General features: G+C 56.8%; 25 protein-coding genes and 1 pseudogene. 16 read left to right on the top strand and 10 right to left on the bottom strand.

Annotated features, from left to right (window positions below; translation table 11 throughout):
- Positions 1-253: 253 nt before the first annotated feature.
- Positions 254-691 carry a MerR family transcriptional regulator gene (locus tag ACFC5L_RS13865; protein ID WP_207764912.1) on the bottom strand — a complete coding sequence of 146 codons (438 nt, stop codon included), beginning with the start codon at positions 689-691 and terminating at the stop codon, positions 254-256.
- Between the two features lie 69 nt (positions 692-760).
- On the opposite strand from ACFC5L_RS13865, the gene ACFC5L_RS13860 reads away from it, so the two are divergent.
- Complete coding sequence (locus tag ACFC5L_RS13860) at positions 761-1,396, top strand: cation transporter (protein ID WP_375210769.1); 636 nt, start codon at positions 761-763, stop codon at positions 1,394-1,396.
- A gap of 2 nt (positions 1,397-1,398) precedes the next feature.
- The gene (locus ACFC5L_RS13855) at positions 1,399-1,989 is read left to right on the top strand and encodes a methyltransferase family protein (RefSeq protein WP_375204415.1); all 591 of its coding nucleotides are present in this window, start codon (positions 1,399-1,401) and stop codon (positions 1,987-1,989) included.
- A gap of 91 nt (positions 1,990-2,080) precedes the next feature.
- Here ACFC5L_RS13855 and ACFC5L_RS13850 read toward each other — a convergent pair whose 3' ends face one another.
- The gene (locus tag ACFC5L_RS13850; RefSeq protein ID WP_375204414.1) at positions 2,081-2,257 is read right to left on the bottom strand and encodes a hypothetical protein; all 177 of its coding nucleotides are present in this window, start codon (positions 2,255-2,257) and stop codon (positions 2,081-2,083) included.
- A gap of 184 nt (positions 2,258-2,441) precedes the next feature.
- Between ACFC5L_RS13850 and ACFC5L_RS13845 the strand changes: the two genes are divergently transcribed.
- The 7 genes and pseudogenes from ACFC5L_RS13845 to lspA all read left to right on the top strand — a co-directional run bounded on the left by ACFC5L_RS13845 (position 2,442) and on the right by lspA (position 12,045).
- Complete coding sequence (locus ACFC5L_RS13845) at positions 2,442-3,677, top strand: TolC family protein (RefSeq protein WP_375204413.1); 1,236 nt, start codon at positions 2,442-2,444, stop codon at positions 3,675-3,677.
- Positions 3,677-4,846 (top strand): efflux RND transporter periplasmic adaptor subunit, encoded by a 1,170-nt coding sequence (locus tag ACFC5L_RS13840; protein ID WP_375204412.1) that lies wholly within the window; start codon positions 3,677-3,679, stop codon positions 4,844-4,846. The genes ACFC5L_RS13845 and ACFC5L_RS13840 overlap by 1 nt, the downstream gene beginning before the upstream one ends.
- Before the next feature lie 11 nt (positions 4,847-4,857).
- The gene (locus tag ACFC5L_RS13835; protein WP_375204411.1) at positions 4,858-8,013 is read left to right on the top strand and encodes an efflux RND transporter permease subunit; all 3,156 of its coding nucleotides are present in this window, start codon (positions 4,858-4,860) and stop codon (positions 8,011-8,013) included.
- A 13-nt stretch (positions 8,014-8,026) separates the two neighbouring features.
- The gene (locus ACFC5L_RS13830; protein ID WP_165793820.1) at positions 8,027-8,335 is read left to right on the top strand and encodes a P-II family nitrogen regulator; all 309 of its coding nucleotides are present in this window, start codon (positions 8,027-8,029) and stop codon (positions 8,333-8,335) included.
- 231 nt (positions 8,336-8,566) lie between these two features.
- Positions 8,567-10,618 (top strand): heavy metal translocating P-type ATPase, encoded by a 2,052-nt coding sequence (locus ACFC5L_RS13825; RefSeq protein WP_375210768.1) that lies wholly within the window; start codon positions 8,567-8,569, stop codon positions 10,616-10,618.
- Positions 10,619-10,900: 282 nt separating this feature from the next.
- A pseudogene (locus tag ACFC5L_RS13820) lies at positions 10,901-11,494 on the top strand (cation transporter); the annotation flags it as partial.
- A gap of 20 nt (positions 11,495-11,514) precedes the next feature.
- Positions 11,515-12,045: a signal peptidase II gene (lspA, locus tag ACFC5L_RS13815; RefSeq protein ID WP_375210767.1), complete on the top strand. Its 531-nt coding sequence runs from the start codon at positions 11,515-11,517 to the stop codon at positions 12,043-12,045.
- Positions 12,046-12,105: 60 nt separating this feature from the next.
- Here lspA and ACFC5L_RS13810 read toward each other — a convergent pair whose 3' ends face one another.
- The 3 genes from ACFC5L_RS13810 to ACFC5L_RS13800 all read right to left on the bottom strand — a co-directional run bounded on the left by ACFC5L_RS13810 (position 12,106) and on the right by ACFC5L_RS13800 (position 14,485).
- Positions 12,106-13,023, bottom strand: a complete 918-nt coding sequence (locus tag ACFC5L_RS13810; RefSeq protein ID WP_375210766.1) for a nucleotidyl transferase AbiEii/AbiGii toxin family protein — start codon at positions 13,021-13,023, stop codon at positions 12,106-12,108.
- On the bottom strand, positions 13,013-13,852 hold the full coding sequence (locus ACFC5L_RS13805; protein WP_375210765.1) for a type IV toxin-antitoxin system AbiEi family antitoxin domain-containing protein: 840 nt from the start codon (positions 13,850-13,852) through the stop codon (positions 13,013-13,015). The genes ACFC5L_RS13810 and ACFC5L_RS13805 overlap by 11 nt, the downstream gene beginning before the upstream one ends.
- Positions 13,853-14,086: 234 nt before the next feature.
- Positions 14,087-14,485, bottom strand: a complete 399-nt coding sequence (locus tag ACFC5L_RS13800) for a MerR family transcriptional regulator (RefSeq protein WP_375210764.1) — start codon at positions 14,483-14,485, stop codon at positions 14,087-14,089.
- A 34-nt stretch (positions 14,486-14,519) separates the two neighbouring features.
- Between ACFC5L_RS13800 and ACFC5L_RS13795 the strand changes: the two genes are divergently transcribed.
- The gene (locus ACFC5L_RS13795; RefSeq protein ID WP_375210763.1) at positions 14,520-14,891 is read left to right on the top strand and encodes a hypothetical protein; all 372 of its coding nucleotides are present in this window, start codon (positions 14,520-14,522) and stop codon (positions 14,889-14,891) included.
- Positions 14,888-15,100: a GDCCVxC domain-containing (seleno)protein gene (locus ACFC5L_RS13790; protein WP_375210762.1), complete on the top strand. Its 213-nt coding sequence runs from the start codon at positions 14,888-14,890 to the stop codon at positions 15,098-15,100. Before ACFC5L_RS13795 ends, ACFC5L_RS13790 begins: the two co-directional genes overlap by 4 nt.
- A gap of 37 nt (positions 15,101-15,137) precedes the next feature.
- Here the strand turns inward: ACFC5L_RS13790 and ACFC5L_RS13785 are convergent, their stop codons facing one another.
- Positions 15,138-15,653 (bottom strand): PadR family transcriptional regulator, encoded by a 516-nt coding sequence (locus tag ACFC5L_RS13785; RefSeq protein ID WP_375210761.1) that lies wholly within the window; start codon positions 15,651-15,653, stop codon positions 15,138-15,140.
- A gap of 78 nt (positions 15,654-15,731) precedes the next feature.
- Here ACFC5L_RS13785 and ACFC5L_RS13780 point away from each other — a divergent pair, with 78 nt between their 5' ends.
- From ACFC5L_RS13780 to ACFC5L_RS13765, 4 genes are all read left to right on the top strand, one after another.
- Entirely contained in the window at positions 15,732-16,454 is a 723-nt protein-coding gene (locus tag ACFC5L_RS13780) for a CPBP family intramembrane glutamic endopeptidase (protein ID WP_375210760.1), read from the top strand.
- Positions 16,455-16,474: 20 nt separating this feature from the next.
- Complete coding sequence (locus ACFC5L_RS13775; protein ID WP_375210759.1) at positions 16,475-16,858, top strand: transcriptional regulator; 384 nt, start codon at positions 16,475-16,477, stop codon at positions 16,856-16,858.
- Between the two features lie 151 nt (positions 16,859-17,009).
- On the top strand, positions 17,010-17,306 hold the full coding sequence (locus tag ACFC5L_RS13770; protein WP_375210758.1) for a putative quinol monooxygenase: 297 nt from the start codon (positions 17,010-17,012) through the stop codon (positions 17,304-17,306).
- 20 nt (positions 17,307-17,326) lie between these two features.
- Entirely contained in the window at positions 17,327-18,205 is an 879-nt protein-coding gene (locus ACFC5L_RS13765) for a DMT family transporter (RefSeq protein WP_375210757.1), read from the top strand.
- Between the two features lie 280 nt (positions 18,206-18,485).
- On the opposite strand, the gene ACFC5L_RS13760 is transcribed toward ACFC5L_RS13765, so the two are convergent.
- From ACFC5L_RS13760 to ACFC5L_RS13750, 3 genes are all read right to left on the bottom strand, one after another.
- Positions 18,486-19,691: a hypothetical protein gene (locus ACFC5L_RS13760; protein WP_375210756.1), complete on the bottom strand. Its 1,206-nt coding sequence runs from the start codon at positions 19,689-19,691 to the stop codon at positions 18,486-18,488.
- 351 nt (positions 19,692-20,042) lie between these two features.
- Complete coding sequence (locus ACFC5L_RS13755; protein WP_375210755.1) at positions 20,043-20,525, bottom strand: hypothetical protein; 483 nt, start codon at positions 20,523-20,525, stop codon at positions 20,043-20,045.
- A 6-nt stretch (positions 20,526-20,531) separates the two neighbouring features.
- Positions 20,532-20,864, bottom strand: a complete 333-nt coding sequence (locus tag ACFC5L_RS13750; protein ID WP_104831515.1) for a PadR family transcriptional regulator — start codon at positions 20,862-20,864, stop codon at positions 20,532-20,534.
- Positions 20,865-21,014: 150 nt separating this feature from the next.
- On the opposite strand from ACFC5L_RS13750, the gene ACFC5L_RS13745 reads away from it, so the two are divergent.
- Positions 21,015-22,175 (top strand): hypothetical protein, encoded by a 1,161-nt coding sequence (locus tag ACFC5L_RS13745; RefSeq protein ID WP_375210754.1) that lies wholly within the window; start codon positions 21,015-21,017, stop codon positions 22,173-22,175.
- Positions 22,176-22,657: 482 nt separating this feature from the next.
- Here ACFC5L_RS13745 and ACFC5L_RS13740 read toward each other — a convergent pair.
- The coding region (locus tag ACFC5L_RS13740; protein ID WP_375210753.1) for a TetR/AcrR family transcriptional regulator at positions 22,658-23,167 on the bottom strand (510 nt) is incomplete at its 5' end.

The following is a 23,167-nucleotide window of genomic DNA, read 5'->3' as shown; positions in this document are numbered from 1 at the left end:
TTATCATCGGTAAAGAGAATGAAGATGATGGAAGGCGGAATGATGATGGGTGCAGGCGGCGCAGTGATAATGTTGTTAATCGTCCTGTTTCTTCTTTTGGGCATTGCGGCGTTTGTGAAATATCTTTTCTTTCACAGAAAATAAAAGACAGCGCTTGATGTACGTTGTGTGAAAGATTTTGGAGCTGCTGCCAATCTTTTTTATACCTTCCTCAGGCTGGACGATTAGTGAGGCCTTTGTGCCAGAGTTATGATTATTGATGTCCGGTGGCGCAAAGCTCATGATTGGATAGGATTTCAATTACGCGGCAATCTGAAATCCGATCGACGCTGCATTCCATGATCATGCGATTGAGCTCGCGTTCGAGCGATTTCAATCTCTTGATACGTTGTTTGATGTCTTCGGCATGGCGGCGCGCGATTTCATCGACTTCCGCACAGGAACGGTCTTCATTTCTGGAAAGGGCTATCAGCTCGCGGATCGCCTCCAGCGGAAAGCCGAGATCGCGGGCATGGCGGATGAAACGCATGCGCTCGACGGCTTTCTGGTCGTAGATGCGTTGGCCGCCTTCTGACCGGTCGGGCGGATCGATGAGGCCAATGCTTTCATAATAGCGGATTGTCGTGACTTTGACGTCGGATGCTTTGGCCAACCGTCCGATGGTGACCGGCTTTTTTTCGAGTTTCCGCATTTTTCCTCTTGAACCTACAGTTGCTGTAGACATTAGATTAGGCTTGCGAGCTTTTCAATGGAGACGAGAGTGGCCGGTTGCGCCTGCGATAACGATCAGTTTGACGGGCAATCCCCTTCCTACAAGCGGGCGCTGATTGCCGTCATCGCAATTAACGCCGTGATGTTTTTCGTCGAAATGTCGGCGGGATTCCTCGGGGGCTCTCAGGCCTTGAAAGCCGACGCTCTCGACTTTGCAGGCGATACGGCGACGTACGCCTTGAGCCTTGCAGTCATTGGCGCCGCGCTGCATACGCGCGCGACAGCGGCGCTGATCAAAGGCACCAGTCTTGCTTTGATGGCGGTGTTCGTCCTGATAACGACAATCGCGAGCGCGTTTGGCGACGTTTCCCCGGCCGCACCAGTCATGAGCGGCGTCGGTCTGCTGGCGCTCGGGGCCAATGTCGCAAGCATTTTCATTTTGCTGCGCTGGCGCGACGGCGATTCCAATGTCCGCTCCGTCTGGCTGTGCTCGCGCAACGACGCCATTGGAAACATTGCGGTGATCGCCGCCGGCGGCGCCGTGTGGCTTACAGGATCCTTCTGGCCCGACTTGATTGTCGCCGCGCTGCTCGCCAGCCTGTTTGCAAAGTCATCGTACTCGATTATAGCGCAGGCGATGAAAGAACGCCGCGCTTCGTTGAACTTCGCAGACGGGCGTATTTAAACATGGTTCGAGCGTTACTCATATTGGCGGCGGTCAATGCAGTGCTTTCCATTCCGATGGCGATGCTGGTCAAACGGGATTTTGCAGAACGCGGCCGTGTCAGCTTATCAATGGCGGTCTGGACTGGCGCCGCCATGCACGGCAATGCTTTGTTGCTGTTTGCAATCGCCTGGTTCGATCGGGGGTCGCTTGGCGACCTAGGCGAATTCACAGTTGCGGCCGGCGGATTATTCGCCTTTGCCGGAGCGATGCTGATTTATCTTGGCCGAAGCGCCTATGCGGATTTTTCGAGAGTCTATGGACTCAAGGAAGACGAACTCATTGAACGGGGCGTTTATCGCTGGTCGCGCAACCCGCAATATGTCGGATACGCCTTGTTTCTGGGCGGCGTGTCGCTCATCGCGATGTCGATATGGGCGTTTTCGCTGGCCCTGTTATTCGCGCTCTTCATTCACTGTTATATTGTAGCGGTCGAAGAGCCGCATCTTCGGGCGGCTTTTGGAAAAGCCTATGAGGCGTATGTCGTTAGGACAGCGCGATATTTCGGGCTGCCCTCCGGGCGGCGACACATCGACATAAACGAAAAATTATAATGATTTGTCAGGAGTTTTGCAGTAGGACGCATTTGAGATGATGTCAGCCATTCGACATATGCACCGCGTCATCGCGGTATTGATGGTTGCGCTATGGGGCGCGGTCGGCATTGTCGCGCCCGCTCATGCCGCGGAAGAAGACATTCATCATGCCGCCCAACACGATGTTGGTGAAGAACGCGCAGCTGCGCAGGGCGAGCCTGCCGACGAAGGTTCTGTTCACCCGGAACACGCTGCGCATTGTCATTCCGGTGCGTGCCATTTTCATGCGCTATCGCGCGCCTCTGTCGATCCGGCGTCCGTACTACTCTTTGCAAGCAAGATCATCGCGTCGCAAAACGGCGTGGTTCCCCAAACCTCTCTTTCTTCATTATTCCGTCCTCCGCGAATCTGACTGATCGCGCGCGGTTGCGCGCCCATCAGTAATTTTGATTCCAAGAGGACAATGACCAATGATCATCAGAATATGCGGGCTCGCGCTCGCCGCTTTTGCGGCGTGGGGGCTCGGCGCTGCGTCCGCGCAGGAGAATACCGCTGACCCGGGCTTGACGTTAGGGCAGTTTCTTGAAGACGCGGCGCGCAATCACCCGCGGCTTGAAGAAGCGCGCGCAGAACTTGATGCAGCCGAAGCGCGCGGACGGGCGAATTCGCGGCCGCTCTATAACCCTGAATTCGAAGGCGAATTCTCCGACAGTGAGGACGACGCGGATGACAGCCGTTCCATCGGCCTGTCGAAAGCGTTCGACATCACCAACAAACGCGCCACGCGGGCCAAAGGCGCACGCAGCGCCGTGGACGCCGCAAGGTTTACGTATGAAGCGGAGAAGCGCTCGCTGTTCGCCGATCTCCTGACGGCGCTGGCGGATTACCAGGCGCGCAAGCGCCTGTCGGAACTGGCGGCGCAACGGGCTGAAGTCGCACGTGAATTCTCTTCAATCGCCGGCAGGCGCGCTGAGGCCGGCGATCTTTCAAAGTCGGAACGTCTTGCTGCGCAATTAAGTCTTTCCCAGGCTATCGCGGAACAAACGACCGCCCGGAGCGATTTCTCCGAAGCGAGGCAGGCCTTAACTGCACTCGTCGGCGAAGTGATGCCCGCATGGCCCGTTCTCCCGGATCCGCCGGCGGCGGCGGCGCCGCTCGACATGACGCTGGTTCGCCGATTGCCGGAACTTCGCGCGGCGGAAGCGCGCGCCGACGCGCTCGCAGCTGAAATCCGGTTCGCTAAAAAATCGCGCATTCCCGATCCGACGATCGGCGCGGCCTATGGGCGCGATGGAGACGCCGATTTCGCCGGCGTTCGATTGTCCGTACCAATCCCCGTTTTTGCGTCTGGCCAGGCCGAAGTGGATGAAGCTCGCGCCGAACGCATTGCTGCCCAGCAATCTATCCGCAATCAGTTGCGCAACGCCGAAGCGCGGCTCATCGAAGCCAGCGGACGCTACGCCGTCGCGGCCGGGACATGGCGCGTCTGGATGCGGGACGGATCAGACGTGCTCGGAGAACAACGCGGGGTGCTCGATCAATTATGGCGATCGGGCGACATCACCGCCGTCGAGTATCTGGTGCAACTTGATCAAACTTATAGCGCCGAGCGTGCGGGAATTGAACTTCAAGGGTCGCTATGGCGCGCCTGGATCGATTGGCTCGATGCGTCCGGCACTCTCAATGAATGGATGGAGACACTGTAATGCGTAATTATCGAAAACTGAATTCAGGCATCGGATTGGCGATCATTGCATTTGGTACGCTGACAATCGCCGCTTGCGGCGCGTCGGACGCTGAGGAAAAAACTGTCCCGGCCGCCCAAGCCGAAGATGAGCACGGCGAAGAGGAAGGCGGCGGTCATATCGAGATGACGGCGGCCGAACGCGGCGAAAAAGGGATAAAATCTGTAACGCTCGGCATGAGAAAACTGTCGGGCGAGTTTATCGCGCCGGGCGAGGTGACGGCGAACCGCTACAAGACTGCGCAAGTTGCGCCGCGCATCAGCGCGCAAATTATCGAACGTCATGTCGTGCGCGGTGAGGAAGTCGGCGAAGGCGCGCCGCTGGTCACTTTGTCCAGCGTCGATACGGCCGAAGCGCAAGGCGCGCTCATCATCGGCGATAAGGAATGGCGCCGGGTCCGCAACCTCGGCCGGGACGTCGTTTCCGAAAAGCGTTACGTGGAAGCGGAAGTGGCGCGCCAGCAGGCCCACGCAAAGCTTTTGTCCTTCGGCATGGCGGAACAGGAAGTCGCCGCGTTGTTGAAAACCGGCGACGCAAGCAAGGCCACAGGTCGTTTTATTTTGTTTGCGCCGCAAGCGGGAACCGTTGTCCGCGATGAGTTTACACTGGGCGAATTTGTCGATCCGGGAAGGGTGCTGGTCGAAATCAGTGATGAATCGACGGTTTGGGTCGAGGCGCGATTGACGGCCGAGCAGGCTGGGCGGATTTCTATCGGCGCGCCCGCGCGCGTGAAGTCAAACGCGGATCACTGGGAGGAAGGAGAGGTTATTCAACTCCAGCACGCACTCGATGAAACGACGCGTACATTAATGGCGCGCATCGAGATCAGCAATGACGATGACGACTTCCATGCTGGCCAATTCGTTGATGCAGTGATTGCCGTCGGCGCCAGCGACGAAGCGCTGGCGCTGCCGGAAAGCGCTGTCGTCCTGATGGACGGCGCGCCCACAGTCTTCCGCATCGAAGGCGATGAAATCGAACCGGTGAGTATAGAGACCGGTGCCGCGAGCGGCGGCTGGATTGTAGTCAATTCCGGCGTCGCGGAAGGCGATGAAATCGTCACCGAAAAAACCTTTCTCCTCAAATCGCTCATTCAGAAAACAAAAATGGGCGAAGGCCACGGGCATTAGGAATTGATGATATGTTGAATAAACTCGTTGAACTCTCGCTCCAGTATAAAGTTCTGGTGCTCATCATCTTCGCCGTCGTCGGCTTTCTCGGCTGGCGCGCCGTGACGACGGTTCCGATCGACGCTTTCCCGGACGTGACGCCCGTTCAGGTCAATATCTATACGGAATCGCCGGGCCTTGCCGCGGAAGACGTCGAGCAATTGCTGACGTTCCCGGTAGAGTCGGCGATGGCGGGGCTTCCCGACGTGTCGGAAATCCGTTCGGTGAGCCTCTTCGGTCTTTCCTATGTCGCTGTTTATTTCAAGGACAGCGTCGATATCTATTTCGCGCGGCGCCTTGTTATGGAGCGGCTTGCGGAAGTCCGCGACCGCATTCCCGAAGGATATGGATCGCCAGAAATGGGCCCAAATGCGTCGGGTCTCGGCCAGGTCTTCTGGTACACGCTCGAACGCGCTGATGAATCCCTCAAGGGCGACATCAGCGACATGGATCTACGGACCCTTCAGGACTGGAACGTGCGGCTCATTCTGCGCACAGCCGCCGGCGTCGATGACGTCATGTCCTGGGGCGGGCAGGAACGCCAGTTCCAGGTCCAGATCGATCCCTTGCAACTTATCAAATACGAATTGGGGTTTTCCGATGTCGTCGAAGCGCTTGAGGCGAATAACCGCCAGGTCGGCGGGCAATATATCGATCAGGGACCGGAGCAATATCTCGTGCGCGGCCTCGGCCTTGTGCGGGACGAAACCGATATTGGCAACATCGTCGTCAAGGTAAAGGACGGAGCCCCGGTTTATGTGCGCGATGTCGCGAACGTCGAACAGGCGCCCGCCTTGCGGTTCGGCGCCGTCACCCGCGACGGCGAGGAAGTGGTTCTCGGCATGGCGCTTGCGCGTATTAACGAGAACGCCAAGAACGTCGTCGACGCGGTTAAAGAGAAAGTTAAGACTGTCGAAAGCGCGTTACCGGATGGCGTCATTGTCAAGCCCATCTATGACCGCACCGAGCTGGTCGAAAAAGCGGTCGGCACGGCGGAGAAAGCCCTCATAGAAGGGTCGATCCTGGTCGCCATCGTGCTGTTTCTGTTTCTCGGCGAAATCCGATCGGCGCTGGTGGTCATTACTGCATTGCCGCTCGCCATGCTCATCGCCTTCATTTTTATGGGCCAGATGGGTCTTTCCGCCAATCTGATGTCGCTCGCGGGTCTCGCCATCGGCATCGGCATGATGGTCGACGGCGCCGTCGTCATGGTCGAAAACTCGTTCCGCATCATGGCCGAGCGCAAGGAGGAAGGCGGCGAGGTCAATCGGACAGCCGCCGTTCTGCAGGCTGCGAGGGAAGTCGCCAATCCCATCGCATTTGCGATTATGATCATCATCGTCGTCTTTCTGCCGCTCTTCAGTCTTGAGGGCTTAGAAGGCAAACTCTTCAAGCCCATGGCCTTCAATATCAGCTTCGCCATGGCGGGCTCGCTGATTCTGACGCTGACGATCATTCCCGTCCTGGCGGCGATGATCCTGAAGCCGAAGGAAGAGCGCGACACGATGCTGATGCGGATCGTCAAGCGCGGCTATCTGCCTCTGATCGCCTGGAGTCTCGATAACAAGCGCAAGGTGGGCCTCGCGGCCGGCGGTCTTCTGGTCGCCAGCCTCGCGCTCTTTCCCTTCCTCGGCAAGGAGTTCATGCCTCAATTACAGGAAGGGTCGATCATGTGGCGGGTCACGTCGATCCCTTCGACTTCGCTGGATCAGTCGATTGAGATTTCCAAGGAAATTGAAAACACGCTGTCTGAGTTTCCCGAAGTGGAAACGACAATCGCCATGATCGGGCGCGCCGAAAAAGGCGAGACCGCAGATGTCAACTACATGGAAATCTACACGGCGCTAAAACCGCAAAGCGAGTGGCCCCGTAAGCGTTCGGTCGCTTCGCTTGCCGACGACATGCGCGAAAAGCTTGAAGAAACCGTGCCGACCTCGGTCATCGCCTTCACGCAACCAATCCAGATGCGCGTTGAAGAGCTGATCTCGGGCGTTCGCGCAACGCTTGCCGCGAAAATCTATGGTCAGGATCTTGGCGAACTGGACAGGCTCAGCCAGGAAATCAAGGAAGCGATTTCCGGCGTGCCGGGCGCCGCTGATCTTTCGCTCGAAGCCAATATCGGCAAGCCGCAAATCCGCATTCAGGTCGACCGCGCCGAACTCGCGCGATACGGCATGAACGCCGACGATGTTCTGAACGTCGTGCGGACCGGCATCGGCGCGGAGCCCGTGGGCACGCTTATCGATGGCGTCAGGCGGTTCGATATCACCGCCCGTCTGCAGGACGCGTCGAAAGCGTCCATGGAATCGATCCGCAATATTCCGCTGCAGACCGCGGACGGCGCGATTATTCCCCTCGGCCGCGTGGCGAATGTTACGTCCGCGGAGGGCTATTCCTTTGTCCGCCGCGAACAATTGCAGCGTTACGCCGTGATCCAGATGGATGTGCGCGGCCGAGACGTCGATGGGTTCGTGAAAGACGCCAATGACGTCATTGCGGCGAATGTGGAATTGCCGCCCGGCTACTGGATCGAATGGGGCGGCGCCTTTGAGAACCAGCAACGCGCGCTGGCGAAGTTATCGCTCATCGTTCCGGCGACGATCTTCTTTATTTTCGTGTTGCTCTACACGGCGTTCAACTCGGTTAAATACGCCGCGTTAATTATCGCCAACGTGCCTTTTGCAGCGAGCGGAGGATTGTTCGCACTCTTCATCACTGGACAATATCTATCGGTGCCGTCAGCGATCGGGTTTATCGCGGTCTTCGGAGTCGCCATGCTCAATGGCATCGTCCTCGTCAGTTTCATCAATGAACAGCGGGACGCCGGATACAATGTCCGCGATGCCGTCAGGCGCGGCGTTGAATTGAGACTTCGCCCAGTGCTGATGACCGCAAGCGTAGCGATACTGGGCCTTGTCCCCATGCTGCTTTCGACAGGCGTCGGCGCCGAGACACAGCGGCCTCTGGCTTCGGTTGTTGTCGGTGGATTGCTGACCTCGACCGCACTCACATTGATCCTGTTGCCGGTGATTTATGAGTGGATGGAAACACGCGGGCGAAAATCGCAGGCGCCGCCGTCTCGCGGCGATCTCGAACTCGCCGAGGCGCACGCGAAAGCAGCCGAATGAAAGGAGTACGAAAATGATTGAGATTAAAGCATTTGTTCACCGCAGCCGGGCCGCGAGCGTCGTTCGCGCCTTGCGCAAAGGCGGCTTCGCCAACATGACGGCAGTCGACGTCAAGGGCATGGTCAAGGCGCTCGACGAAAAAGAACAGCAATATTCAACGGAGCTCGGCGACCGAGTGATCACGGAGGTGAAGCTGGAGCTGGTTTGCGAAGACGACCGCCTTTCCGAGGCGACCGAACTCATTCGCGCAAATGGGAAAACCGATATGGAGGAATCGGGATTCATTTATGTGAGCAATATCACGGCGGCAATTCCGTTCTAAGTCACTTGCTTCTGGTCTCGCAATTCGTTGACTTGTTTTGATTTGCGAGCGGGCGAAAGCGCTTACTTCCTGCGCGTGCGATCGCCCTACGTAGCCAGAAGGAGCCGCCGGGTTCGTCCCCCTAACCCGGCGGCTCCGCCTGAACTTTTTGACAACTGTAATCAGTACGCAAATGTCAGCATCGTTACTCTTATTGCACCAACTCAATAGCCTCTTCGAGGAATTCCTACCGTGAACGAAGAAAATCAGCCAACCGACAACACCGCAAAAGACGAGCATCAGCACGGTGACTGGCTAAACAGGTTGTTGCATGGCCGGGCGGAACTCGCCTTTTCATTGCTGTGCGGCGCTGCGCTTCTTGCTGGCTGGCTTGGGCCGAAGATATCGGCGATGCCAGAATCCGCGGCATTTGGGCTGTTCCTAGCTGCATACTTTTTCGGCGGGTATTTCACGCTGAAGGAGGCGCTGGGCAAAATCTCGCAGGGCAAATTCGAGATAGATTTCCTGATGCTCGTCGCCGCCGGCGGAGCCGCGATCCTGGGAGAATGGGCGGAAGGCGCGTTTCTCCTGTTCCTGTTCAGCATCGGACACGCCCTCGAAAATTACGCAATGGCGCGGGCGCGCAATGCGATCGCTGCGCTAGCGGACCTCGCGCCGGAGGAAGCGCTGGTCCGGCGCGCTGGCGAGGAAGTTACAATCCCAGTCGAAGAGTTGAAGGATGGCGATATCGTCGTCATAAGGTCCAATGAGCGCGTTCCTGCAGACGGGTTTGTTATCAAAGGCGAGAGTAGCATCGATCAGGCGCCCATCACCGGCGAGAGCGTCCCGGTTGATAAATCGCCAGTGAAAGATGCCGCCGCCGCCGCGGAAAAACCCGAAGGCGTCAAGCCGGCGCATAAGGTCTTCGCCGGTTCCATCAACGGCGCCGGGAGTCTCGAAATACAGGTGACCCGGCGCGCCTCGGAATCGACCCTCGCACGCGTAATCGACATGGTCAGCGCCACCGAGACCCGGCAGTCGCCGACGCAAAGTTTCACAAAAAAGTTTGAGAAAATATTTGTTCCATGTGTCGTCATGCTCGCCTTCATAACGGCTTTGTCGTGGCTCGTTCTCGACGAGGACCCGGCGCAGAGTTTCTACCGGTCGATGGCGGTGCTGGTCGCGGCCAGCCCCTGCGCCCTCGCGATTGCAACGCCCAGCGCGATTCTGAGCGGTGTTGCCCGCGCCGCGCGCGGCGGCGTGTTAATCAAGGGAGGCGCGCCGCTGGAAGCTCTGGGGCGTCTCGATTCAATTGCATTTGACAAGACTGGCACGCTGACATCGGGAGAGCCGAAGCTCGTTGAAATCACGCCCTCTGCCGGCGTCACAGAAACGGAGCTTCTTCGCGTCGCCGCGGCTGTTGAAGCGTTAAGCGACCATCCGCTCGCCGAGGCCATCGTTCGCGACGTTAAAGAGCGAATGGGAACCGTTGAACGCAATGCGACTGAATTCAAAAGCATCACGGGTCGGGGCGTGTCAGCAAGACTGGACGGGGAGCTTGTCCATATCGGAAAAACCGCTCTGTTCACTGAGTCAGATGGAACGCCGTTGCCTGATGATCTGCGGGCGATCGTCAAGAGCATGTCGGCGCGGGGGCGGACGACGATGATTGTCCGGCGTGGCAATTCGTATCTCGGCGCTCTGGGGTTGATGGACACGCCGCGATCCGCTGCCAGACGGGTTATCCAACACCTGCGCGATGTCGGCGTCTCGAAAATGATGATGATTTCGGGCGACAATCAAAATGTGGCGGACGCAATTGCACGCCAGGTCGGCCTCGATCAGGCGTTCGGCGACCTCATGCCGCAAGACAAGGTCGAAAAAATCAAAGAACTGAAGGAAGCGGGAGGAGTTGCGATGGTGGGCGACGGCGTCAACGATGCGCCGGCGATGGCGAATGCAACCGTTGGCATCGCTATGGGCGCGGCAGGCTCCGACGTTGCATTGGAGACCGCAGACATTGCGCTTATGGCGGATGATCTCGAAACGCTGCCATTCGCGGTCGGGCTCAGTCGCGCGACCAGCCGCATCATCCGTCAGAACCTTTGGGTCAGTCTGGGCATTGTTGCGGTTCTTATTCCTGCGACGCTTCTCGGGCTTGGCATCGGGCCAGCTGTTCTGGTGCATGAGGGATCGACCCTCATTGTCGTCGCAAATGCATTGAGATTGTTGGCCTATAGAGACTCGTTGCCGACGGCGTATCCGCTTGGCGATCTCGGGGCAGTGGACCAGTCGGTGAGCTGATTATTCGTCTAGGCGAGATCGCTGCGTACTGACCCTGAGTTGAAATCAATCAATTTTAGGCAAAGCGAGAAGCCATTCGGCGGCCTCTTGAACCTCCAGTTGCTGTAGCATTTATAATGCATCGTGATGAGATGACTTTAATCAAGATTTTGGCAAGCGAAGGGAATTTGAGGATGAATCTGTTGTTGGTGCGAAATAGTCACCCTGAATTTCTAACCATCGTCATCCGAGGCGCCTGAAATGAATGACGATGATTGCTGCGCCGTTGATAACGAATTAATTCGATCCCCTGGTTATCGGCGCGCGTTGTGGATTGTCGTCGGGCTGAACGTTGCATACGGGCTCGTGGAAATTGTCGGCGGCTTTTTGGCGAATTCCCAAGCCTTGAAAGCTGACGCGCTCGATTTTCTCGGCGACGGTTCGATTACGTTTCTGGGATTGTTGGCGATCGGCTGGTCGATCGCATGGCGCGCGCGTTCTGCGCTCATGCAGGGGCTTTTTCTCGGGCTGCTCGGCGCATGGGTGCTTGGCAGCACTTTGATTAGACTCTTTAACGACTCGCCTGTCGAAGCCGGCTTGATGGGCGTCTTCGCGTTCGTCGCATTGATCGTCAATGTCGCGGCGGTCATACCGCTGCTGCCTTATCGGGATGGTGACGCGAATATGCGTGCTGTGTGGCTGTTCTCGCGGAATGACGCTATCGGAAATGTTGCTGTCCTTATCGCAGCGGGGCTGGTTGCGCTATCCGGTTCGTCTTTTCCCGACCTGATAGTTGCATTGCTGATTGCGGGTCTATTTCTTCATTCGGCGTGGAACATTGTTGATCGCGCCCGAAAAGATTTGCGCGCTGCGAATGCAGCCGAACAGGCGCCATAGGGCGCAAGGGACCGGTCTGAATGAACATCGCATCGAGCAGTCGTTCCGACTCGACACTCACAAGTTCGTCCCGGCCTTTAGCTGTAGTGTTCGGGCTGGCGTCGGCGATTGTCGTCATCGTGTTTGACATCATCATCAAGCAATACATAACGATAATATTGCTGAACGCTCGCGGCCCGATCGAAGTCACGCAATTTTTTAATCTGGTGCTTGGTTTTAACCGCGGCGTGAGCTTTGGCCTGTTGAGCTCGGAAAGCGCATGGGCGCCATGGGCGTTATCCGCAGCTGCCGTTTTAATCGCAGCGTGGCTCGCATTCCGCCTGCTTAAAACAGTTCGGATCGTTGAGGCGACAGGCCTTGGCTTGATTATAGGCGGCGCGATTGCGAACGCTGTTGACCGCCTCGCCGATGGAGCGGTTACAGACTATCTCGATTTTCATGTGGGCGATCTTCATTGGCCTGCATTCAATCTTGCGGACGCTGCGATCGTTTGCGGCGTTGCTATTTTTGCGTTTTTCATGACGTTAGCAAATAAACCATCTCTGCCTTGATGGCGACCGTCGCTTGCTGCGGTCAAGATCAGGTATGGCTCGCGCCAGTTGGCGACAATTTCATGTCTGCAGAATTGATTTCAATTCGTCGCTTTGCGCGCGATGCTTGTTTGGATTGTCCGCAATCAGTTTCTTCAAATTCAGAATTTTCCATTTTATCGCCGGCAGATCTGCGGCCTGCGGCAAACCGATTGCGTCGAAATCCGGTTCGCCTGACTGCAGCCCAATCAGGAAGTCGGCGGCGGGTCCTTTGAGCCGCCCCTGGATATCGCCGATGAGTTGCGTGCGCGCCGAGATAAGGTCGTCGAGTTCGACCCGCTCGACGGTCATGCCGGCGAACTCGCGTGCGAAGTCATCCGCAATGTCTTTTTCATTGGGCGCGAGGAGTTCGTGCATGGGACGATTGGAACAGGCGGCGTAGACGAGAAAGACGCGGAACAGTTCGTCCGTCAGCCCTTCATACTTATACAACAGTTTGACGTCGAACAGATCTCGCGGATGCTGGCGATCGAGCGCGGCGTGCAGCTTTCCGGCGTATAGATCGTCGAAGGCGAGAACATTCGTTGCAACGAAGCCGAACGCGTCTTCGACGGCGTCTGTCGTTCGCATCAGGCGCGGCTCGCCGATGGCGCCGCGCATTACCGGCGAGGTTTCGATCTTTATCGTGACGCTATCGGCGTCGGCGAGAATGCGCGTGTCGCCGGCGCCGCCGCCGGCTATGCGCTGGGCGCTTGCGCCCGGGAGTTTGTTGATCTGGCTCGTGATGCGGTCGAATGCAGCGTCAATGGCGTTCAATGAAGTCGCGCGATCTTCAATTGGCAGATAAGCGAGATCGATATCGACGGAGAGCCGCGGCATGTCGCGATAGAAAAGATTGATCGCCGTGCCGCCCTTCAGGGCAAAGGCGGACTCTGTTGAGACGACGGGCAGGAGGCGCAAGAGCAGACGCACCTGCGCGAGATAGGTTTCACGGGCCATCTTCAGGCTCAGGGTTTTGCATGTCGTCTATCAATTCCGGCGGCACCGTGATGGCGTAGCGCGGATGCAGCCTTCCGCCTCCGACCAGCGCCCGTGGGCCCGATCCGAGATCAAAGTCGTCCGGGTCCAGATGTTGCCGCCAGGCGTGATCGTGCTGGTCGGCAAAGACGAAGAAGAGGCGCTTTACTTTCACGCTCCGGCATTCCTTCAGCAAGGCTTCGAGCAGACGCGGGCGCAGATTGACGAGTCCTTCAAACAGCATATCGGCGTTGTGAAAGCTTTCATCGGCAGGCAGTTCGTTCAGGAGTTCGAGGATCGCCCGTTCGGGCGTTGAAACCATGAGGTCGTTTAATCGTCGTTGCGGCGGGGATGATTGTTTTTCATCGTCTACGCCGTCAACACCGGTTTTTGATCCGCCGAAGAGGCTTAGAGTTCTCGTTTCGAACCGGTCCGCGTTCGGCAGCCGCGCAAGCCAGGACGGGACATTGCCATAGAGATATATGGGCACCGCCTCGGCGCCGAGGCTGAGATAGTGCTCAAAGCCGTGCAGCGACAGGGCGGTGCGCCCGCCGACATGGACCTCGTATCCCATAACCCGCTGCAGGGAGAGAACGAGGCGCCGCCAGTCGCTGGCGGCGCTGACATCGCGGTGTGTGTCAGGCCGGCTGTAGACGCCGCGGGCGAGTTTTTCGAGCCAGCCGCGCTGCTCATATTGCAGGATCGATTTGCGGTCGATGCCGCGGCCCACGAGCCAGGCCGCGTCGGCGACATAGCCGGGCGGCAGGTCGTCAAGCAGGGGCTTTAAGCGTTCTTGGCGTTGTTGGGTCATAACCAATAAAATAGGGATATTACAAAGCGACGGCAAGGGCCTGTTTATAGAAATCCCATGATCGTGGTTAAATACCATTAAAACAGCAAAATATTAAAGTCATCCGCTTCCCTGCGCGGCGGCCTGGGGCGCGGCGCGGCCCCTGCCTGACCGCGGAAATCGGCGAAAGCGGTTCCTCCCCACGAGAAACAGCATTCCGATTTGCCAGCGATTGCCTGAAAAGGGCGCACTTTCTCACGAAAACAGCGTTTTGATGATCGCGCAGTCGGGGTTTTTATTGCGGCTGCATTCCTTTGCGACTGTCGACAGGGTTTTTTCAAGTTTTTTGAGATCCGTTATCTTTGTCCGGATCAAATCGACATGCGCTGAGGTGATGTCGAACACCTCCGCGCAGGTGGGTTTTCGATCCTCAAGGCCAAGCAACGTCCGGATATCATCAAGGGAAAACCCAAGCTCGCGGCCACGCCGGATGAAGCGCAGCCGGTCGGCGAGTGCGTCATTATACATCCGGCGCCCGCTTTCCGTCCGCGGCGGCGCCGGCATCAGTCCGATTTTTTCGTAATAGCGGATGGTTTCGATCTTCACGCCGGTTTGATCGCTTAGCTTCCCAATCGTCAGCTCATATCCATCCATCGGCCTTGATCCTGTAGTGACTACAGATACTAGGATGACGCTCATGTCGAGTGAAGGCAAAACTTCCAAACGCCCCAAAAAGGGCGGCGTCATGGCCGGCGGAAGCGTCTTGTCAGGGTTCGCGGCCTTTGTCGGCGCGTCCTGCTGCGTGCTGCCCTTAATTCTGGTCAATCTCGGCGTCAGTACGGCTCTTGTCGGCAAACTCGCTTTCTTCGCGCGGGCTCAGCACTATTTCATGGGTGCGGCAGTTGTTCTTCTTGGCGCCGCAATCATCGCCGCATTCTGGAAGGGGCGGCGACCAAGCAAGCGAGTCGCGATCAGCCTCGTTCTTGCTGCGCTGCTGGTCGTTGTCGCCTACATCATGCCTTTCTATGAACCTCAATTGCTTCGTTGGGTGAGCCAATGAGCGCCTTCATAGAACACTCCATAATCACCTGTCCTGAATGCGGGCATCAGTCTACCGATGAAATGCCGACAGATGCGTGTCAATGGTTTTACGATTGCAATGGCTGCGGCGCCGTCTTGAAACCGAAAACCGGTGATTGTTGTGTCTATTGCTCCTATGGCGATGTGATGTGCCCGCCGGTTCAGGCCGGCGATGATTGTTGCGGCTGATTTGGCACAACAACACAAGTCATTCAGCAACGTATCGCTATTTGAAAATTTTATAGACTTTCTCGATCGCGCGGATCTCGGCGTCGAGCAGGTCGATATAGAACTGGATAATGGACTCGGCGATGATGTCTCTCTTGTTTGAAGAAAGCTGGTCTTGAAGCGCGTCGCAGGCATGGTTCAGCTGACTGACGGTTCGTTCGAGTGCCGCCGCGCCTTCTGATTTTGGCAGAAGCGGCGCGAAAAAGAGGCCCGAAAGCCGGTCGAGCCGCGCTGTTCTGTCCGACTTAAGCGCATCCAGTATAAACGTGTTCAACTGCCGTCGGCCATGCGCCGTCAGAGCATATTCTGTTCTGGCAGGTCCTTTTTCGCCAGCGACCTTTTTCCCGCGAAGAGCACCGTCCTGTTCGAGGTCCTTGAGGACTTTGTAGATCGTTGATGTTCCGATCTCGGCCCACCGCGTCATGTCGGTTTGAGCGATAAACTCTTCGATCTCGAAGCCGTATTTCTTGCCGATGGCGACCAGCCCGAGAACGATCATTTTCTGATGGTGCATTGCCATGTCCGGCCTTCATCGTTGACAAGTACTCTATCATAGAGTACATCGCAAGCGCAAATAATTCGCAGAGGCGTCATGTCATCGATACCGCAGCCAGAGGCGGGGGAACCACTCTTCCCGGACGGAACGTCGAAAACGTCCGCGATTGTCGAAGTTATCGTTATCGGCGCGGCTTTCATCGTCCTCGCGCATGCCGCCGCTGTTGGCCTCAGACTTGAAACACTGATGCCGGCGTTCCTGCAAGGGCCCTCGCGCACGGTCGGCGCTACCTTCTTTGCCGGCGCCGCTGCGCAGATTGCGCTCGTGCTGGCGTTCGCGATCGTCTTCAAGGACGTGCGCCGCGCGATCGTAAACAGTCTGCAGTTTGGAACCATACCGGCCTGGGGCGCCGCGCTCATCGCAATCTCGATCCATGCCGCGACAATCGCTTTCTTTTTCCTGGACGATCCCGTGCAAATCTTCGAGCCATCGCGCCGCAATTTGTTTCTGTCGATTGCACCTGCTTTTGACGGGTGGTCGCAGGAAGTGTTCTTCCGTGGCTATGTCATCTATCGTTTGGCGCGCGGCGGCCTGCCTATCTTGGCGCAGATCGCCGTCTCGGCGCTTCTCTTTGCCGCCATTCATGTCGGTTATATTGGCGACGATCTGCTCTCCGTGATCTGGCCGATGTTCGGCACGGCTGTGCTTGGAGGATTCCTTGCGTGGTCGGTCCTGCTGGCCCGGGGCGCGTTGCTGCCGGTGGTCTTCTGTCATGCGGTGCTGATCGTCATCGTGCAGCCATGGTTGGCGCTCTCATGAACAATGGCGTTGCGCTCACAATGGAAACGAAGCAGCGGGGAAACGTCTTTCAATGTGACGTGCGATCATCGGGGCCGCAAAGCGAACAATTGAGGGCGCTTGGCAAGCTCGATCCTATCTTATTCTCCCGCAGCAGGCTGTTGATCCTGGCCTATCTTGGCGCCGTGTCGGAGGCGACATTCACGGAGCTGAGAACCGGCATCGGCGCGACGGATGGAAATGTATTCGTCCATCTGAACAAACTATGCGAGCGCCGATATGTGCTGAAACGTCAGGGCAGGCGGCCCGGCAAGGAGACGATAATCTGCATCACGCCTGATGGACGAAAGGCTCTTCATCGCTTTCGGATGGCGCTCACGCAGATTGACGGTTCAACAGAAAGCGAGAGCAAAAAAGATGAGTGAGCGCTGCAAAACCAACAATAATTTAGGGCAAGTTCCGAAAACAGCCGCGTCGGCGCCTTTTGCAATGAACCGGCGATCCATTCTTGCATTCGGCGCGTCAGGCTTGTGCCTGACGGCCTACGCAAGTTCATTATCCAGGGAGGAAAACATAATGTTCAATGTACTGAACAGAATCACTTGCGTCGCCAGTGAACGGGAGCGCGTCGCGTCGATCATTGCCGAGAGCGCTCAGGCGCTGCCCGGCTGCAGTCTCTACGCGGTGTCCCTCGATCGTCAAAACGAAAATGCGATCTGGGTCTATGAGGTCTGGGCGTCGGAACAGCACCACTCGGACTCGCTCAAACTGGACAGCATTCAACAGGCGATGATGGCGGCCCGCGACTCTATTACCGGCGCGGAAAGAATTTTCGCCGCGGATAGCTTCTCCATGGCAGGCCACAATCTCTGACAGCCGGCATCCCGTCCCCGATGAACGCATCTGCAGGACCGGCGTTGCAGGTCTATGGCCTCGCCATCCTGGCGGTGTTCCTCAGTTCCTCGATTGACGCGATCGTCAAATTTGCAGGGCCTGAAGCTGGCCTTCACATCCTGCTCGCCTGGCGGTTTTTCTTCGGCGCCATCATCGCCTTATTCGTCTACCGGCTGAGAAGCCGCCAGGTAATCAAGGCTGCGAGCGTCCGGTTTCACGCGGCGAGAGGGTTGATCCAGCTTCTGTCGGTGTCGCTCTATTTCTACTCCATCACGCAACTCTCGCTGGCGGTCGCGACCGTTCTGAGTTTTACGTCTGTGCTTTTCGTATTGCCCGTCGCCGCTATCGTTCTCCGCGAAAAAGTTTCTGTCGTCGCAGTCCTTGCGGCGGCCGCCGGGTTTCTCGGCGTCGCGATCACTGTGCTGGATATCACAGCAGCCGGACACCCGGTTGAGGTAATACGCCCCTTTGGAGTCGCGGCCGGTCTCGCATCGGGATGTCTTACGGCGATCCTGCTGGTGTTTCTCCGTCTCCGGTCTGCTTCCGAGGACTCTCATGTCATTTCGCTGTTCACCAATCTGGTCCCGGCGATTGTTCTGCTTCCTGTGCTCACTGGCATGTTCGGAGCGCCTTCGCTGATCGAGATATGCTTGTTCTTCCTTCTCGGCGTGCTTGGTTATTCGGTCTGGTTCCTCCTTTCGGTCGCCTACGCCCGCGCGCGTGCTCAGACGCTGGCGCCGACAGAATATCTCAGCGTCGCCATCGCCGCGCTCTACGGCTATGCGTTCTTTGGTGAAGGGATTGATCTCAGGATGATCGCCGGGATCGCAGTGATCATCTGCGCCTGCTTGCTGGTGACAAGAGGGCGATTAAAGTAATCGCATGAAAATCATTTTTGACGTTTGCCCCCCTGTCCATTTAGGCGAACCCGGATAGCGCCAAAGAATTCGATAGGAAAAATGGGATCGACAAGTTTGGCGAGTAAACAATTGAATCTGCTGTTAAGTATGTGGCTCCCCTTCGTGAACGCGTATCGAACTTTATGTCAGGCGCCAAAGGCGGAATTTCGAGTGATTTTGCAGGAGGTGAGCACAATATTTTCGCCAGCATGCGTATGGCCCATATAGTGCATGCGACAGGGCGGGAAATTGACTTCCTTTATGGGTCGGTTGGGCGGTGTATAATCATTGCGCCTGTTGCCGGGCCGAGCGGCAGCGGCGCGACATCCGTATTTCCTGCAATGGAGTCCGCGCGAACGATATCCGATAGCCGGTCACCGCCAATCGGTGCGAAAACCCGGTTCAATAGGACCGAATAATCGCCCGCGCCCGTGCCGGGCAGAAATCCGGGTACGGCAAGGTCTTCGATAGGCGCAAATTCCGTCGGGATCGCGACTGGCGCACCTGCGCATGTTAGTTGGTCATTTAACTCGCAGACATGCGTATGACGGGTTGCATTGCCACTCAATTCGTTATTCGTGTCGGTGAGGTTGTGCTGAAACCCGGCGCATTCTTCGTTCATCACGAGATCCGGATCGACACGATTGACGCCAAGCGCAAGAAACCGGCCGTCATCGCTGATCGCCGACAGCATCTCGCCCCATTCAGGCGTAGCGCCCATCGCCCGATGTTCGGGAGAAGTGGCTGGCTCGTGCGCCGGCGTCAGATCGGCAAAGTGCTGTTTGGGTTCACAAAACGCGTTGAGTTCGACGACAAAAGTTCTCAACACGGGAACGTTTTGTTGCGGCCCGGGAATGCATGCGCCGCTCGATGCATCATTAACAAGGCGCGTGTTGTGGCGCGAATAGGCCGCGCTCGTGACCGGTTCGTCATAACAGCGTCTGACAATTGACAGGCGCTGGCCGTCAAAACACTGATCGGCTTGTCGCGGCGGCTGCGCGTTGACGCGCCCGGTCAGACAGTTCTGATTTTCGAGCTTGTCGGGCGCAAAAAGCTCAACTCGGGGTGATCCGGAAATGCGCAACGCATAAATTTGCGGCGTGTTTTCTTCTTGCTCTGTGATCCAGCCGGTTCCGTTCGGCGCCGCGAGCGCATTAAATAACGCAAGGTCGTTATTGAGCCATGTGCTCCAGCCATGCGCCTCATAAGGCGAGGCCAGACCAAGGCTTGAAAGATTGATATGCACCCATTCGTCGTCGTCCGGTCCGGCGTTGCGTTCATCATGGTATACGTACCACATGCTTGTTAGGCAGTCGATTTGCGAGGCGCAGTTGACGCGCTGCTTCGCCGTCAGGGCGCGGTTGAGACCGGGCGATACTACGGTCACCTGTGTCGCCCAACCCAGCGGCTGAAGCGGGTCATTCAGGATTTTAGATTGATTGTTGGTAGCCAGGGCGTCGGCCATCCTGACCGCGCCATCGGTAAGGTCCGTATACGTAATTGTGTGCCGGTCGCCGTCGATGGCATGATAGGGGCAGCGGATCTCTACATTTTGCGCAACAATGCGGCAGCTGGCTTGCGGCTGCGGAGGGGCTTCGGCTTCCATAGCAACCGGCGCATCACCGTCGCATGCGCACACCGTTGCTAAAGCCAGTACTGCAGAGCAGCTCGCAGCTTTGAGCGGAGAAGCTGCCAAAAATGACATGCGCATACCTGAACTCAGTCACCGATACTGTAAATTCCAGAGCACTATTACATTGGCGTCCAAGGTATGTCAAGCCGTCTGGCGTAGACCTTCGCCAGAGCGCGCGCGCCGTCAGCCGCCACGGGTTATGAGGAACGCGAAAAGACCGGTCATCCCCGCCGCAAGCGCGAGTGAGGCCTTGCCAAACTTTGTGTTACGCCCTGCAAAGCCCAGCGAAGCGGAGAAGACAATGGCTGTCAGGATCAGCGGTGCCGACATGCGTTCCATCAACGCCGGATCAATATTCGGCACAATCAGGAACGCAGTCACGAAAACGATCAGCCCACCGAAAAATCCTGCGCCGCCGAACAGATGCTCACGATCAGACGTCTTTGCGCCGACCGCCGTCTCGCCGAACCGCTCAACGAATGCCGTCGGCGGATCAAGGCTTGCGACGATGGCGTTAATGTCTGCACCGTCATGCGAGATGGCTTCATGAACATGCTCTCGCAAGCCCGCTTGGATGTCGGCGATTTCAGCAGGGGCAGCGCCTGCTTCGCGTAATGCGTCTGCAACTTGCGCGAGGTACGACCCCAATATCTTATGTTCCGTCATAACAATCTATCCTTTTCCTGCAAGGAGGTCGTCGAGCCCGGCGCGAAGCGCCTTCCAGTAGACAGTCAGGTTTTTCAGCCGCGCACGCCCTTTTGCGGTGAGGCTGTAATATCGCCGCGCGCGGCCGCGCAGGGATGGGCCTTCTCGAACCGCCAGTAGGCCTTCGCCGGCCATTTTTGACAACACCGGGTAGAGTGTCGATTCCGAGAAGGAAAGCGCATCAAAAGCGCTGAGCTCGGCGAGGATGGCATAGCCGTAATTTTCCGATCGCTTGAGCACGATCAAAATGCAAAGCTCAGCAAATCCTTTGCGCATTTGTTGCGGCCAAGCGTCGTCCATAAGTGTATTACCCTCATTTTGCACTTGCCTAACATTAACTTACATTGCAGTCCAATGTAATAATACTTTGGACATAAAGGTAATAACCAATGGCGATGCGATTGCACAAGGGCGGCAAACCCCGTAACGATCAAACAGAACGGAGCTAAGATGAATTGTCGAACGATCGCACTCGTTCTGCTTGCAGGGTTATTCCCACTCCATGCCCGCGCCATAGGTGAGCGCCCGCCCACGGACGAGGCGCGCTGGTCAGAAATTTTCATCGAAGGCGAAGATGCTCCCAACGGGATCTATGACCCGTCTATGGAATACGGTCCCGACGGCGTGGGCTGGATGGCTTATTCCGCCGTTAAGGCCGGTAAAGACAGCCGCGTAGAAACGCGAATCGCCCGCTCTGACGACAACGGTCGCACGTGGCACCGGGTTGCAAAGGTGAACAGAGCGTCGCCTGCCGCGTCAACACTGGCAAATGGCGAGGCCGTCTCCGGGCGCTGGTGGCATGAAACGGCGAGCCTCGTTCACACGCCGGGCGACGCTGGCAGAGAGTGGAAGCTATTCTGGCACCGTTATCTTTCGCGACAACCATATCGCGGGCCCCATGATCGCAAGTTAGAAATCGGTTGGATCGCTTACTCCCATGCTCCATACCCGGAAGGGCCGTGGTTGGATGAAGTGGCGCTTTTCGGCGCGGGACCTTTCCCGGTTTCGCCTTTTCGAACGCGGTTCAAGCTCGGCGAAATCAATCGCGACCTGGCCGACTATATCATCTTGACTGAACCGGGAACGCTTTTTTACAAAGGTCGGCTCTATTTATCACTGCAGGCGATCCGCAATCCGGTGCTTCACGGCGGTAAGGTGCTCGCCGACACCATTCTCTTGGCGAGTGACCGCGCCGGCGAATACTGGAGTTATGTGGCGACGCTTCTGACGCCGGAGGACGCCGCGCCCTATGCGGGCGACTGGTTCACAGGCTCAAACCTCGCCGTTGAAAACGACCGCATCTTTCTCTTGGTTGCGCCGGAGCAGTTAGGCAACGCGCGCACAGGCCATCGCGGCACGGTGGTCTTTGAGTTCGACGATATAGCAACCGGGCGCCTGCGGCGCGGCGACGACGGCGCGCCTCAGCCCGTCAAATTCTTGCCGCCGCAGCAAGCGAAGGGCGGGCAGTCGGACTATGATGAAGCGAATGTAAATGGTGGAATCGTCATGCCGCAATTTGATCGAAAACACTTGCCGCGACTATTTGGGATCTACAGCACCGGTAAATTTATCGCCGATGACCGGAATTTGAAAAATCGGCCCGACCCTTGAGGAAGAATCTGGCTTAATTCGTCATATGAAGGCGGAGAGAATGAAACGCAAACGACTTAGGACTGAAAAGTTTGTTGGAATGTTGCCTAATGCCTTTATCTTGAACTGTTCAATAGCTTAATGGGGTCAAAATCGTCATTGAACGCTGGTGACGGCAATGCAACACAATCTGTCGGCCTCGTCAGTGCGCTATTAACCGCCAGCCCCAGAAACGATCCGTCCTCCGCGATTTGGAAGCTCCAGCCGGATCGGCCTTCCGTCGGAGCATCTTTATCTGTTACATAGAACCCGGCTGCGCACTCAGGAGCGGGTCAGAAACAGGGTCACGATAAAAGGCCACCGTCCGTATTAGGTGTGGTGCGCTTTCCATGTCAGATGACAATGTAGGGACCGACGAATTTTAAAGAAATTCACCGGTTGCATTGCCGTTAAGCCCGGCGCTTCGTCAGTGTTTATTGCGATTTCCGAGTGTGCTTTAGTCTTTATTCCTTCATTCGTTGATCAACGAAGTCGGCGACATTCATATTCAACGCGACCGCGCAAAACTGATCTGAAGCCTTTTCCAAGTGTTGTTTTGAAGTTTGTTTATGCCAGACGGGCGACCAGTTGAGGGCGGCGATCAGGGCGCGTCTACAAAATTCTGGGTCGCTTTTGAGGCGCTGGTGTTTTTTCAGATTTGTCAATTCGCCTATCCAGATATTTCGATATCGCTCATTGACTGCTCGCAAACGGTTTCGCGCTTTTTGAGACAAGGAACCCCATTCACGAAAAGAAACGTTATGCGCGTCTCCCGGAGGTCCGTTAAGCGCAAGTAAATGTGACAGGACTAAACCATGGAAACGCGAGAGCGGCCCGGTTAATTTTGACAGTTGCTTTTCAACGATGGATAGACCGCTGGTCATTCCGTGTTCGATTACCGCCTCAAGGAGCTGTTCCTTGTTATCAAAATGATAGAAAATGCTGCCCGATGTTATCCCGATTTCCTCGGCGAT

The organism is Hyphococcus sp. (assembly GCF_041986965.1).
GTDB lineage: Bacteria > Pseudomonadota > Alphaproteobacteria > Caulobacterales > Parvularculaceae > Hyphococcus.
The sequence above is the reverse complement of the archived record's forward strand: the minus strand, read 5'-3'. Positions and strand labels throughout refer to the sequence as shown.